This is a genomic window from Streptomyces sp. NPDC107654, assembly GCF_055639035.1.
Genome location: NZ_JBVKBI010000010.1, coordinates 19,270 through 32,036 on the forward strand (window position 1 = coordinate 19,270; position 12,767 = coordinate 32,036).

The 12,767-nt window shown below is 73.5% G+C and carries 9 protein-coding genes and 1 pseudogene; 5 read left to right on the forward strand and 5 right to left on the reverse strand.

The features are described from left to right. Window positions 1-310: 310 nt before the first annotated feature. From ACZ7N4_RS19210 to ACZ7N4_RS19220, 3 genes are read left to right on the forward strand one after another with little or no spacing between them, the layout of a single operon-like run. On the forward strand, window positions 311-2,119 hold the full coding sequence (locus ACZ7N4_RS19210) for an ABC transporter ATP-binding protein (RefSeq protein ID WP_471359516.1): 1,809 nt from the start codon (window positions 311-313) through the stop codon (window positions 2,117-2,119). Then, window positions 2,116-3,981 carry an ABC transporter ATP-binding protein gene (locus ACZ7N4_RS19215; protein ID WP_471359517.1) on the forward strand — a complete coding sequence of 622 codons (1,866 nt, stop codon included), beginning with the start codon at window positions 2,116-2,118 and terminating at the stop codon, window positions 3,979-3,981. Before ACZ7N4_RS19210 ends, ACZ7N4_RS19215 begins: the two co-directional genes overlap by 4 nt. After that, a complete protein-coding gene (locus ACZ7N4_RS19220) occupies window positions 3,960-4,325 on the forward strand; it encodes a hypothetical protein (RefSeq protein WP_471359518.1) in 366 nt (121 codons plus the stop codon). Before ACZ7N4_RS19215 ends, ACZ7N4_RS19220 begins: the two co-directional genes overlap by 22 nt. Window positions 4,326-4,361: 36 nt before the next feature. Here the strand turns inward: ACZ7N4_RS19220 and ACZ7N4_RS19225 are convergent, their stop codons facing one another. From ACZ7N4_RS19225 to glgX, 5 genes and pseudogenes are all read right to left on the reverse strand, one after another. Then, window positions 4,362-5,600, reverse strand: coding sequence for a hypothetical protein (locus tag ACZ7N4_RS19225; protein ID WP_471359519.1), 1,239 nt, complete (start codon window positions 5,598-5,600; stop codon window positions 4,362-4,364). A 23-nt stretch (window positions 5,601-5,623) separates the two neighbouring features. Beyond that, window positions 5,624-6,472 (reverse strand): annotated as a pseudogene (locus tag ACZ7N4_RS19230) (dolichyl-phosphate beta-glucosyltransferase); the annotation flags it as partial. Between the two features lie 37 nt (window positions 6,473-6,509). Then, a complete protein-coding gene (locus ACZ7N4_RS19235; RefSeq protein ID WP_471359520.1) occupies window positions 6,510-7,043 on the reverse strand; it encodes a hypothetical protein in 534 nt (177 codons plus the stop codon). 10 nt (window positions 7,044-7,053) lie between these two features. Further along, window positions 7,054-7,560: a SigE family RNA polymerase sigma factor gene (locus ACZ7N4_RS19240; RefSeq protein ID WP_471359521.1), complete on the reverse strand. Its 507-nt coding sequence runs from the start codon at window positions 7,558-7,560 to the stop codon at window positions 7,054-7,056. Window positions 7,561-7,672: 112 nt separating this feature from the next. Beyond that, on the reverse strand, window positions 7,673-9,916 hold the full coding sequence (gene glgX / locus ACZ7N4_RS19245; RefSeq protein WP_471359522.1) for a glycogen debranching protein GlgX: 2,244 nt from the start codon (window positions 9,914-9,916) through the stop codon (window positions 7,673-7,675). Between the two features lie 229 nt (window positions 9,917-10,145). On the opposite strand from glgX, the gene ACZ7N4_RS19250 reads away from it, so the two are divergent. Next, window positions 10,146-11,369 (forward strand): L,D-transpeptidase, encoded by a 1,224-nt coding sequence (locus ACZ7N4_RS19250; protein WP_471359523.1) that lies wholly within the window; start codon window positions 10,146-10,148, stop codon window positions 11,367-11,369. A 164-nt stretch (window positions 11,370-11,533) separates the two neighbouring features. After that, window positions 11,534-12,760, forward strand: a complete 1,227-nt coding sequence (locus tag ACZ7N4_RS19255; protein WP_471359734.1) for a L,D-transpeptidase — start codon at window positions 11,534-11,536, stop codon at window positions 12,758-12,760. Window positions 12,761-12,767: the final 7 nt, after the last annotated feature.

Consider the following 12,767-nt stretch of genomic DNA (forward strand, 5'->3'; position numbering starts at 1 on the left):
GTCGGCTTTCCCGCAGACGGCCGGCCGTCGTGCTTCACGGCCGCCGGGGCGGTGTGCCGTGGTTCCGGGGTCCGGGGCGGTCCGTCGTACGTCCCGCCCGCCGCCACCCGCCCCTCGCGCCCGCCCGGTTCGGTCAGCCGGCCGTCCTCCATGACCGCCACCCGGTCCGCGTCGTGGGCCGTGTGCGGACGGCGGCGCCGTGGACGCCGTAGACCACGAGCGCGCCGACGCCTCCACGAGCCTGTCCGCGCGGGGGCTTGGGCCAAAACTCGGTGGGCGTTGTCAGTGGCGGTCCGTACGCTCGCGAGTGATGCCCACGACACGTGCAACCACCGACCGTTCCGCCGTGCGCACCCTGCTCCGGCTGTGGCCGTACGTCCGCCCGGTACGCGCGCGGCTGTTCACCGCCGCCTTCGTCGCGGTCGTCGCCTCCTGCACCGGACTGGTGATCCCGCTGGTCCTGAAGTGGATGGTCGACGGCCCGGTGGCCGACCGCGACCCGGCGGGCGTGTGGCTCGGCGCGCTGTGCCTGCTGCTGCTCGGCGTCGCCGAGGCGGTCCTGTTCGGCATACGGCGCTGGCTGGTGGCCCGGCCGCTGTCGCACGTCGAGGCGGAGATGCGGGCGGACCTGTACCGGCGGCTGCAACGGCTGCCGGTCGCCTTCCACGACCGCTGGGCGTCGGGCCAACTGCTCTCCCGGGGCACGACCGACCTGATGCTGCTGCGTATGTTCCTCGCCTTCCCGCTGACGTTCCTGCTGGTCAACGGCGTCACCATTCTCGTCGGCGTGGTCGTCATGCTGCTCCAGGACTGGGTGCTGGGACTGGTCATCCTGGGGCCCGCCGTCCCCGTGATGTGGACCTGCGTGATCTTCGAACGGCGGTACGCGCAGGTGGCGCGGCGCGCCCAGGACCAGGTCGGCGACCTGACGACGGTCGTCGAGGAGAGCGTGCTCGGCATCCGGGTCGTCAAGGGCTTCGGCCGCCACCGCAGCCAGGCCCGCGCGTTCCGTGAGCTGTCCGGCCGGCTGCGGGGCACGGAACTGCGCAAGGCGCGGCTGCTGGCCACCATCTGGGGGGTCATCGTCACCCTCCCGGAGGTGGCGATCGGCACGGCGCTGGTGCTGGGCGCGGTGCGGGTGGCCGACGGGGACCTGTCCGCGGGCACGCTGGTCGCCTTCCTGAGCACGGCACTCGCCCTGCGCTGGCCCGTCGACTCCATCGGGTTCCTGCTGGCGATGAGCCAGGAGGCGGCGACCGCGACCGAGCGGTACTTCGAGGTGATGGACGAGGCGCCGGAGGACCGGGGAGGAGGCCGGGACGCCGGGCCGCGCGCGCGGGACGCCGGGGACGCCCGGGCGCCTGCGCGGGAGTCCCGGGGCCTCCGCTTCGAGGACGTCTCCTTCCGCTACCCCGACGCACCCGCCGACTCCCCGCCCCTCCTCACCCGCATCGACCTGCACATCCGCCCCGGCGAGTCCATGGCCCTCGTCGGCGCCACCGGCAGCGGGAAGACGACGCTCACCGCGCTCGTGCCGCGACTGCACGAGGTCACCTCCGGCCGGATCACCCTGGACGGCGTCGACATCACGGCCATGTCCCGGGAGGAACTGCGCACCAAGGTCGCCGTGGCCTTCGAGGAACCCACCCTCTTCTCCGCGAGCGTCGGCGAGAACGTGCTCATGGGCGCCCCCGACGACGCCGGACAGCCGGAGCTGGCCCGGGCCCTCGCCATCGCGCAGGCCGACTTCGCGCACGCGCTCCCGCAGGGCACCGACACCCGGGTGGGCGAACAGGGCCTCAGCCTCTCCGGCGGCCAGCGCCAGCGGCTCGCACTGGCCCGCGCGGTGGTCGGCAGACCGGAGTTCCTGGTGCTGGACGACCCGCTGTCCGCCCTGGACGTGCACACGGAGGCCGCCGTGGAGGCCGCCCTGCGCCGGGTCCTCGCCGACACCACCGCGCTGATCGTGGCCCACCGCCCCTCCACCGTGCTGCTCGCCGACCGGGTCGCCCTGCTCTCCGGCGGCCGGATCGCCGCCGTCGGCACCCACCAGGAACTGCTGCGCCACAACCCCGAGTACGCCCACCTGATGTCCGGGGAACAGGAGGACACCCGTTGACCAGCACGACCTCCACCCCCGCCGTCGCCGACGACGACGAACCGGCCCGCCCGGACGGTGACGGCGAGGCGGGCGACCACGTCGACCGGGACCTGCTGCCCAGCCCGCCCGGCGCCACGGCCGCCCTGCTGCGCTCCCTCCTCGCGCCCATGAAGGGCCGGGTCGCGCTGACCACGCTCCTGCTGCTCCTCCAGCAGGCGGCGGTCCAGGCGGGCCCGCTGCTGGTGGCGTACGCCCTCGACAGCGCCGTACCGGCGTTCCGGGAGCACCGGCACGGCCCGCTGTTCGCGGTGGCCGCCGGCTATCTGCTGTGCGCGCTCGCCTCCGGCGCGCTGCAGTTCGCGTTCATCGAGACCTCCGCCCGGGTCAGCCAGGACGTGCTGCTGGACCTCAGGGGCCGGATCTTCCGGCACGCGCAGGCGCTGAGCGTCGACTTCCACGAGCGGTACACCTCCGGCCGGCTGATCTCCCGCTCCACCACGGACGTGGAGTCGCTGCGCGAACTCCTCGACGAGGGGCTGCAGGAGCTGGTGACCGTCATCCTGTCCTTCGTCTACATCTCGGCGCTGCTGCTCTGGCTGGACCTCGGCCTCGGCGCGGTCGCGGTGGCCTCCTTCGTGCCGCTGTACCTGCTGGTCCGGCTCTACCGGCGGCGCGCGGGGCGGGTGTACCGGGTGCGGTCCACGGCGATCGCGGCGGTGATCGTGAAGTTCGTGGAGACGATGAACGGCATCCGGCCGGTGCGCGCCTTCCGCCGGGAGGCCGTGAACGACGCCGAGTTCGCGGTGCTGAACACGCGGCACGAGCGCGTGAACGGGGACGCGCTGCTGGAGATGGCCCGCTACGTGGTCGGCTCCCGGCTGGTGGCCAACACGGCGGTCGCGGCGATCGTGCTCTGGGGCGCCTACCGGGTGGCCTCCGGTTCGCTGGAGCTGGGTGTGCTGGCGGCGTCGGTGCTGTATCTGCGCCGGCTGTACGACCCGATCGACCGGCTCGGCATGTTCCTGAACTCCTACCAGTCGGCAGCCGCCTCCCTGGAGAAGATCGCCGGCCTGCTGGCCCAGACCCCGTCCGTGCCGGAACCGTCCCACCCCCGCGAACTCCCGCCCCTCGACGGCGACCTCCCGGGCCGCGAGGTGGTCTTCGACGGAGTCCGCTTCGCCTACCGCACCGGCGGCGAGGTGCTGCCCCGCTTCGACCTGACCCTGCCGGCCGGGCAGACGGTCGCCGTCGTCGGCTCCACCGGCGCCGGCAAGTCGACCCTGGCCAAGCTGCTGGCCCGGTTCTACGACCCCTCGGCCGGGCGCGTGCTGCTGGACGGCGTGGACCTGCGCGAGCTGCCCGTGCCCGAACTGCGGCGCGGGGTGGTCATGGTGACGCAGGAGGCGTTCCTGTTCTCCGGCACGGTCGCCGACAACATCGCGATCGGCCGGCCCGACGCCACCCGCGAGGAGATCGAGCGGGCCGCGAAGGCGATCGGCGCGCACGAGTTCATCAGCGCGCTGCCCGACGGCTACGACACCGACGTCCGCAAGCGCGGCGGCCGCATCTCCGCCGGACAGCGCCAACTGGTCGCCTTCGCCCGGGCGCTGCTCGCCGACCCGGCGGTGCTGATCCTGGACGAGGCGACCAGCTCGCTGGACGTGCCGGGGGAGCGGGCGGTGCAGCGGGCCATGGCGACCGTGCTGCGGGGCCGTACCGCCGTGGTGATCGCCCACCGGCTGTCCACCGTGGAGATCGCGGACCGGGTCCTGGTGATGGAACACGGCCGCATCGTCGAGGACGGCCCCCCGGCCGACCTGATCAAGGGAACGGGCCGCTTCGCGGACCTCCACAGGGCATGGCGGGACAGCCTGGCATAGGCCGCCCCGTGATGCTGGCGGCCTCCCTCTGCGGCGGCATGGCCAACGCGGTGCAGAACGTGGCGCTACGGACCCATGTCATGGCCGACTGCCCGCAGGAGGTGCGCGGACGCGTTGGTGCCGCTTACGGCGCGACGCTGCAGAGCGCGGTGGCGGTGGGCTTCGCCCTGACCGGGCTCGCTCCTGCCGACGGGGCCCGCCGGGGCATCCTCGCCGGAGGTGCCGTCGCCTTCGTCGTGGGCTCGGCCGGCTGGCTGCGGACACGGGCGCTGGCCGCCCCGGCCCCGGCTGACGCCCACGTGTCCGTCCCCCCTCGACAGGCTTCGGAGGCGGAGGCGTCGTGACCCGTCAGCGGATCTCCCCGCCCCCGCCCGGCGGGATCACGGCACCCCCAGTTCGAACAGCGCGTACCCCGCGTACGAGCCGGAGGCCAGGGCCGCGATGGTCAGCAGGGTGTACTGGACGGGCAGGCTCAGGCGGCGCATGGCGACCGCGAGGGGGAGGAAGAGGGGGAAGCAGGGGAGCAGGTAGCGGGAGATGTTGGCGACGATCTGCTGGCTGCCGAGGACCAGGGCCAGGGTGAGGACGGTGTAGAGGATCAGCACCGCCGGCGGGCGCAGTCGCAGCAGCAGGGGGAGCAGGGCGCAGGCGAGCAGGATGACGCCGACCGAGATGACGTCCGCGAAGGGGTACGCGAAGAGGTAGTCGAACTTGCCCACGGGGACGGACGTCAGCACGTCCCAGGTCTGCTTGCCGTAGTCGAACCGGTGTGCCCAGGCGCCCGACTGGAGCTTGAAGTAGCCGCCGAGGTCGCCCATCTCGTTGCCGACCCAGAGCAGATAGCCGAGCAGCCCCAGCGGGGCCAGGGCCGTGGCGAGCAGGGGGCGCAGCGCGCCGTCCTCGCGGCGGCGCAGGGAGAGCAGCGCGGCCACGCCGAGCGCGGCGATCAGCGCGGCGGCCGTGGGCCGGTTGAGGCCGGCCGCGAAGGTGAGCACCCCGGCGGTGAGCCAGCGGCGGGTGAGGATGGCGTGGCAGGCCCAGGCGGCCAGGGCCACGTAGAGGGAGTCGGAGTAGACCGCCCACTCCACGCCGGAGCCCGGCCACACCGCCCAGAGCCCGGCCGCCGCGAGCCCGGCCCGCCGGCCGCCGAAGCGCTCGGCGACGGCGTAGATGCCGAGGGCGGCGGCGAAGGAGGCGAGGATCGAGACCAGCAGCCCGGCGCCGTAGGAGCCGAGGCCGGTGACCGCGGAGGTCAGCCGGATCAGGGCCGGGTACAGCGGGAAGAACGCCGCCGAGTTGCCCTCCAGCGTGATCAGGCCGGTGGCGCCCGGGACCGGGACGAGTTTCGGGTCGTAGCCGTGCAGCGCGATCTGCTGGTACCACCAGCCGTCCCAGGTGGCCAGCACGTCCCAGGCGTGCGCTCCGCCGCCGAACCGGGGGTGCTTGCCGCGGTAGTCGCCGGCGGAGGACAGCAGGTACAGGAAGGAGCAGAAACCGGTCAGCTTCAGCGTGCCGAACACGGCGAGCACGGGCCCGTGCCGGCGGGCGGCGGCCCGCAGCCGGGAGTCGGGCGCGGAGCCGGGGGCGGCGGGGCGTATGTGGGGCAGGGTCGCGGTCACCGGACCACCGGCCCGGGCCGGCGGCGGGCCAGGGTGCGCCGCATCCGGGCGATGCCGCGCAGGTCCGCGAGCGCGGTGGCGAGGATGTCGACGCTGCTGTCCGGGTCGTCGACCCAGTCCACCGGCACCTCGTGGATCCTCAGGCCCGCCCGCTCGGCGAGCACCAGCAGTTCGGTGTCGAAGAACCACTCCCCGTCCCGCACCAGCGGCAGCAGCCGCTCGGCGGTCTCCCGCCGGACCGCCTTGAACCCGCACTGGGCGTCGGAGAACCCGACGGCGAGCGTGCACCGCAGCAGCACGTTGTAGCAGCGGGATATGACCTCGCGCTTGGTTCCGCGCACCACCCGCGCGCCGGGCGCCAGCCGGGTGCCGATGGCCAGGTCGGAGTGGCCCGAGATCAGCGGGGCGACCAGCGGCAGCAGCGCGGCGAGCCCGGTGGACAGGTCCACGTCGAGGTACGCCAGCACGGGCGCCCGGGACCCGGACCAGGCGGCCCTGAGGGCCCGGCCGCGGCCTTTCCGGGGCAGCCGCAGCGAGCTCACCTCGGGGAGCTCGGCGGCCAGCCGGGCGGCGATGGCCGGGGTGCGGTCGGTGCTCGCGTTGTCGGCGATGGTGATCCGGAACGGGTAGGGGAAGGTGTCCCGCAGGTGCGTGTGCAGCCGCCGGACGTTGGGCTCCAGGTCCTTCTCCTCGTTGAACACCGGCACGGCCACGTCCAGGACGGGCTCCCCGTCCGCGGCCGCGGCCGCCCGCAGCGGGGTGCGCCGGGGTGCCGGGGCCGCCAGCGGGGCCGGAGGCCGGTCCGGCCTGCTCGATCGGCTCGGTCGGATGTATGTCACGTGATTCCCCGTTTGTTCTGGTGTTTCGGGCATGCCGAGGGCAGGCGCGGGCGGCCGGGACGGGAGGCGGCTAGTCGCTCGCGCTCACCAGGGACGAGGGTTCGTCCGACGGTTCGGCGGGCGCGCTGACCGAGGCGGTGGCCGGCGGTGGGGTGCTGTCGTAGCGGGCGGTGGAGGTGGCCGGTGGCGGCGCGTGCGTGGCGGTGGCCGGAGCGCCGGTGCTCGCGGGCGGCTCGGAGGTGACCGAGGTCCCGTCCGGCGTCGCGGTGAACGTCGGCGTGGAGGACGGCGCGGACGGCGCGGACGGCGGCGCGCTCGGCGACAGGGTCGGCGAGACGGTCGGCGAACTGCTCGGCGTCGGTGCCGGGCTGACCATGGGCCGGGGTGCGCTGGGCCGGTCGACGGTGTGGCCGTGCGGCCACAGGAACAGGCCCAGGCCGAGCCCGGCCACCGCCAGCACGGAGCCGGCCGTCCGGCGCGCGGTGCGCACCCGGCGCCGGGCCCGCACCCCCGCGCGCAGCGCCTCCCGGTGCCGGGCCTCGAAGGACGCCGGCTGCCGGTCCTGCTGCATGAGCTGCGTCAACTGCCGCTCGAAGTGGTCCATGACTCCTCCCTCACCCCACCGGCTCGATGACGTCGGCCAGGAGCCGGCGCAGCCGGGCCACCCCGCGCGCGGCATGGGACCGGGCCGTGCCCACCGGGCAGCCCAGGGTCTCCGCGACCTGCCGGTCGGGCAGGTCCTGGTAGTACCGCAGGACCACGGCGGCCCGCTGCTGCGGCGTCAGCTGGGCGAGCGCCGCCTCCAGCCGGGACCGCTCGGCCACGGTCGCCGACATGTCACCGGCCGCCGCGACCTCCGGCAGCTGCTCCACGGGCCGCTCGCCCCACCAGCGCCGCCGGGCCGAACGCGCCGCGGCCCGCGCCAGCACCTTGCGCACATAGGCCTCCGGCGCCTCGTCGGCGACCCTCGGCCAGACGAACCACAGTTTGACCAAGGACTCCTGCAACAGGTCCTCGGCGCGGTGCCGGTCCCCTCCGGTGAGCAGACGGGCGAGATGGAACAACACCGACCAGCGGGCCGCCACGAACGCGTCGTACTCACCGGCCCTGGTCTGCTCCATTCCCACGGTCCCCGTTCTCGCCGGCTGTCTTCACCAGGAGAAAGGCCCTTGACCCCCGTCGGCGCTGCACTCGGGGGGGCGTGATCCGCGTCACGCACGGAGCCGTACCGGCTCACGCCACCCGCAGCAGCAGCACCGTCCGTGCCGGAACCGTGATCTCCGCCCCCGCCCGGTGGACCGTACCCGGCGGTTCGGCCTGGTCCTCCGCAGAGGTGTCCACGACCACCTCGTACCGCCCCGCCCAGGGCGGCCCGGGCAGGAGGAAACCGGTCGGCCCGTCGCCCGCGTGCAGCACCGCCAGGAAGCTGTCGTCCACCACCGGCGCGCCCCGCTCGTCGCGGCCGGGGATGTCCCGCCCGGACAGGTACATGCCGAGCGTGGCGGCGGGCGCGTACCAGTCGGCCTCGGTCATCTCCGCGCCCCGCGCGGTGAACCAGGCCAGGTCCCGCAGCCCGTCCGCGGTCTGCGCGCGCCCGGAGAAGAAGGCCCGTCGGCGCAGCACCGGATGCCGGTGGCGCAGCGCGATCAGACGCGAGGTCAGCTCGTACAGCGCCCGCCAGCCGGGCTCCTCCAGCAGCGACCAGTCCAGCCAGCTGATCTCGTTGTCCTGGCAGTAGGCATTGTTGTTGCCGCGCTGGGTGCGGCCCAGTTCGTCGCCCGCGACCAGCATGGGCACACCGGTCGACAGCAGCAGGGTGGTCAGCAGGTTCCGCAGTTGTCTGCGGCGCAGGGCCCGTACGTCCTCGTCGTCGGTCTCGCCCTCGGCGCCGCAGTTCCAGGAGCGGTTGTCGTCGGTGCCGTCCCGGTTGTTCTCGCCGTTGGCCTCGTTGTGCTTGGTCTGGTACGACACCAGGTCGCGCAGGGTGAAGCCGTCGTGCGCGGTGACGAAGTTGACGGAGGCGTACGGGCGCCGGCCGCCCCAGGCGTACAGGTCGCTGGAGCCGGAGAGGCGGTAGCCCATCTCCCGCACGTCGGGCAGGGCGTGCCGCCAGAAGTCCCGGACCGCGTTGCGGTAGCGGTCGTTCCACTCGGTCCACAGGGGTGGGAAGGCACCCACCTGGTAGCCGCCGGAACCGATGTCCCACGGCTCGGCGATCAGCTTCACCCGGCGCAGCACCGGGTCCTGGGCGATGACCGCCAGGAACGGGGAGAGCATGTCGACGTCGTGCATCGAGCGGGCCAGCGCCGCCGCGAGGTCGAAGCGGAAGCCGTCCACGCCCATCTCGGTCACCCAGTAGCGCAGCGAGTCGGTGATCAGGCGCAGCACGTGGGGCTGGACGACGTGCAGGGTGTTGCCGCAGCCGGTGTAGTCGGCGTACCGGCGGGCGTCGCCCTGGAGCCGGTAGTAGCCGCGGTTGTCGATGCCCTTCAGGGACAGCGTCGGCCCCAGCTCGCCCGCCTCCGCGGTGTGGTTGTAGACCACGTCGAGGATCACCTCGATGCCGGCCGCGTGCAGCGCGCGCACCATCCGCTTGAACTCGCCGACCTGCCCGCCGGCCGTACCGGAGGCCGCGTAGGCCGCGTGCGGGGCGAAGTAGCCGATGGAGTTGTAGCCCCAGTAGTTGCGCAGGCCCCGGCGCAGCAGGTGGTCCTCGTGCGCGAACTGGTGGACGGGCAGCAGTTCGACGGCCGTGACGCCCAGTCTCACCAGGTGCTCGATCGCGGCCGGGTGCGCGAGCCCCGCGTAGGTGCCGCGCAGTTCCTCGGGTATGTCCGGGTGCAGCCGGGTGAAGCCGCGCACGTGCAGTTCGTAGATGACCGAGTCCGCCCAGGGCGTCTTGGGGCGGTGGTCGTCGGACCAGTCGTCGTCGTCGTGGACGACGACGCCCTTCGGGACGTACGGCGCCGAGTCCCGCTCGTCGCGCACGGTGTCGGCGACCGACTGGTCCGGCCAGTCCCGCACGTGCCCGTACACCTCCGGAGGGAGCCGGAACTCCCCGTCCACCGCGCGCGCGTACGGGTCGAGCAGCAGCTTCGCCGGGTTCCAGCGGGCGCCGGTCCACGGGTCCCAGCGGCCCTCCACCCGGTAGCCGTACCGCTGTCCGGGCATCACGCCCGGCACGAAGCCGTGCCAGATCTCGTGCGTCAGTTCGGTCAGCGGGATCCGTGTCTCCCGGCCGTGCTCGTCGAAGAGGCACACCCGGACCGCCTCCGCACCGGCCGCCCACAACGCGAAGTTGGTGCCCGCGACCCCGTCCGGGCCGACCCGGAACCGGGCCCCCAGCGGGGTCGGCGCGCCCGGCCACACGGCCGGGACGGGGGGCACGGCCCGCCGGGCGCCCTTCGCCGCCGCCGGTTGCCCGCTCCCGGCGGCCGGCTCCCCGGCCGGCGCCCGCTGCTCGGCTGCGCTCGTCACTGTCGGCCCCTCTTCTCAGTGGCGCGCCAGCGGTCGGCCCCACCGGGAAGCCGGGAGCGCACCCGCGCGGCGCCCCGGCCGCCGGTACGGCTGCGCCCCGACGGCTCGTGTCGGGCCGGGGGCGCTCCCAGTGGCGGAGGCTCCCGGCCTGTCGTCCTTCCCTCTGTTCTGCCCACCGCGTGGCTCGCACTCACGTTTCCCCGGAGCGGGCGCCGTCGTTGAGTCTCGCGTGAGGCACGCAACTGGACGCGCACGGCGCGCGGGGGCCGCGCTGGCCGCCGTACTGACATGGGCGGGGCTGCTCGCGGGCTGCTCCGCGGACGGACCGGGCCCGCTGGGCATGGGCGGGGCACTGGGCGAGCCGCCGCCCCCCGAGGACGTCATCCGGGTGACCCCCGACGACGGCAGCAAGGCCGTACGCCCCGGCGACCGGCTGCTGGTCCGGGTGCCCGGCGGGCGGCTGGAGAAGGTCACCGTGGTGAAGTCGCAGGACGCCCAGGACTCCCCGGTCCCGGGGCGGATCGGGGAGGACGGGCTGACCTGGCGGCCGGACGAGGACCGGCTGGCGCTGGCCGCGAAGTACACCGTCGACGTGGTCGCGCTGGACTCCCACGGCCGCCGCTCGGCCCGGCACACCACCTTCACCACCTACGTCCCCGACCAGCGGTTCATCGCCTACGTCAGCCCGGAGAACCGGGCCACCGTCGGCACCGGCATGATCGTCTCGCTCTCCTTCAGCCAGGAGATCACCGACCGGGCCGCCGTGGAACGCGCCGTCCGCGTCAGCGCCCGGCCCCCGGTCGAGATCCGCCCGCACTGGTTCGGCAAGGGCCGCCTGGACTTCCGCCCCGAGCGCTACTGGAAGCCCGGTACCGAGGTCACCGTCGACCTGGGCCTGCGGGACGTCGAGGGCGCCCGCGGTGTCTACGGCCTGCAGGACAAGACGTTCTCCTTCACCGTCGGCCGCAGCCAGGTCTCCCTGGTCGACGCGGCCGAGCACACCATGGAGGTGCGGCGCGACGGGCAGCTCCTGGCCACCGTCCCCATCACCGCGGGCGCCCCCAAGCACCCGACGTACAACGGGAAGATGGTGGTGATGGACATGCTGGAGGTGACCCGCATGAACAGCCAGACGGTCGGCCTCGGCGCCGAGTACGACATCCCCGACGTCCCGCACGCCATGAAGCTCACCGACTCCGGAACCTTCCTGCACGGCAACTACTGGGCCCCGGACGCCCCCGGACAGGTCAACATCAGCCACGGCTGCGTGGGTCTGAGGGACGTCAAGGGCGGCGGCTCGGACACCCCGGCCGGCTGGTTCTTCGACCGCAGCCTCGTCGGGGACGTCGTCGAGGTGGTGAACAGCAAGGACAAAACCGTCGCTCCCGACAACGGCCTCGGCGGGTGGAACATGGGCTGGAAGGAGTGGAAAGCGGGCAGCGCGGTGAAGTGACCAGGTGAGGGGTGGGGGCGGGACGCGGGTGTCGGGCGGAAGTTGCGACGGAACGGTGACCTATGCCTGACGCCCCGCTCAAAACCTGGCAGTTAATATGCGCGCACCGAAGTGGTGGGGAGCGGGCCTGAGCAGGGGCCCGGCGAGGGGAGAACAACTTGAACATGCGGCCTGTGGCGGGGGCGTCGGCTCGGGGGCGGCGGGGCCGTAGGGGACTGGCGGTCATAGCCGGCGCCCTGGTGCTGACGCTCTCCGCGTGCGGCGGAGGGGACGACTCGGGGTCCGGTTCCGGGGACGGCAAGGGCAAGGGCGGCGGCCGGAAGGACGGGCAGTCCACGGCCGCCGTCAGCATCGCGCCCAGGTCCGGGGCGACCGGTGTCGACACCAGCGGCGCGCTCAAGGTCAGCGTGGCCCGGGGCAAGCTGACCGAGGTCACCGTCAAGGACGCCAAGGGCACGAAGGTCGACGGCGCCCTCACCGGCGGCGGCTCCGCCTGGACGCCGTCGACCCATCTGGCCGCGGCCACCAAGTACACGGTGCACGCGGTCGCCAAGGACTCCGAGGGCCGCGAGGCCGCCGAGGACGCCAGCTTCACCACGCTCACGCCGAAGAACACCTTCGTCGGCTACTTCACGCCCGAGGACGGCTCCACCGTCGGCGTCGGCATGCCGTTCTCCATACGCTTCACCCGCGGCATCACCAGCCCGGAGGCGGTCGAGAAGGCCGTGAGGATCAGGACCGAGCCGGCCGTCGACGTCGAGGGCCACTGGTTCGGCAACGACCGCCTGGACTTCCGCCCCGAGAAGTACTGGAAGGCCGGCACCAAGGTCACCGTCGACCTCGACCTGGACGGCGTCGAGGGCCGCGACGGCGTCTACGGCAAGCAGCGCAAGACCGTGAAGTTCACCATCGGCCGCAACCAGGTGTCCGTCGTGGACGCCAAGAAGCACACGATGAAGGTCACCCAGGACGGCAAGGTCGTCAAGACCCTCCCGGTCACCACCGGCAAGCCCGGCTACGAGACCTGGAACGGCCAGATGGTCATGAGCGAGAAGCTCGCCGTCACCCGGATGAACGGCGAGACGGTCGGCTACGGCGGCGAGTACGACATCAAGGACGTCCCGCACGCCATCCGCCTCACCACCTCCGGCACCTTCATCCACGGCAACTACTGGGGCGGCGGCGCCTTCGGCAACTACAACGCCAGCCACGGCTGCGTCGGCCTGCGCGACGTGCGCGGCGGCTACGACGGCTCCGTCCCGGCCGCCTGGTTCTTCAACCACTCGATGGTCGGTGACGTGGTGGTCGTCAAGCACTCGCACGACGCCACGGTGGCCCCGGACAACGGCCTGAACGGCTGGAACATGTCGTGGGCGGACTGGAAGAAGTAGCCCCGTC

Bases quoted from the DNA above. Each gene is read 5' to 3' on its own strand.
- ACZ7N4_RS19210 (WP_471359516.1), top strand. From the start codon at position 311: ATGCCCACGACACGTGCAACCACCGACCGTTCCGCCGTGCGCACCCTG.
- ACZ7N4_RS19220 (WP_471359518.1), top strand. From the start codon at position 3,960: ATGGCGGGACAGCCTGGCATAGGCCGCCCCGTGATGCTGGCGGCCTCC.
- ACZ7N4_RS19235 (WP_471359520.1), bottom strand. From the start codon at position 7,043: ATGGACCACTTCGAGCGGCAGTTGACGCAGCTCATGCAGCAGGACCGG.
- ACZ7N4_RS19240 (WP_471359521.1), bottom strand. From the start codon at position 7,560: ATGGAGCAGACCAGGGCCGGTGAGTACGACGCGTTCGTGGCGGCCCGC.
- ACZ7N4_RS19255 (WP_471359734.1), top strand. From the start codon at position 11,534: ATGCGGCCTGTGGCGGGGGCGTCGGCTCGGGGGCGGCGGGGCCGTAGG.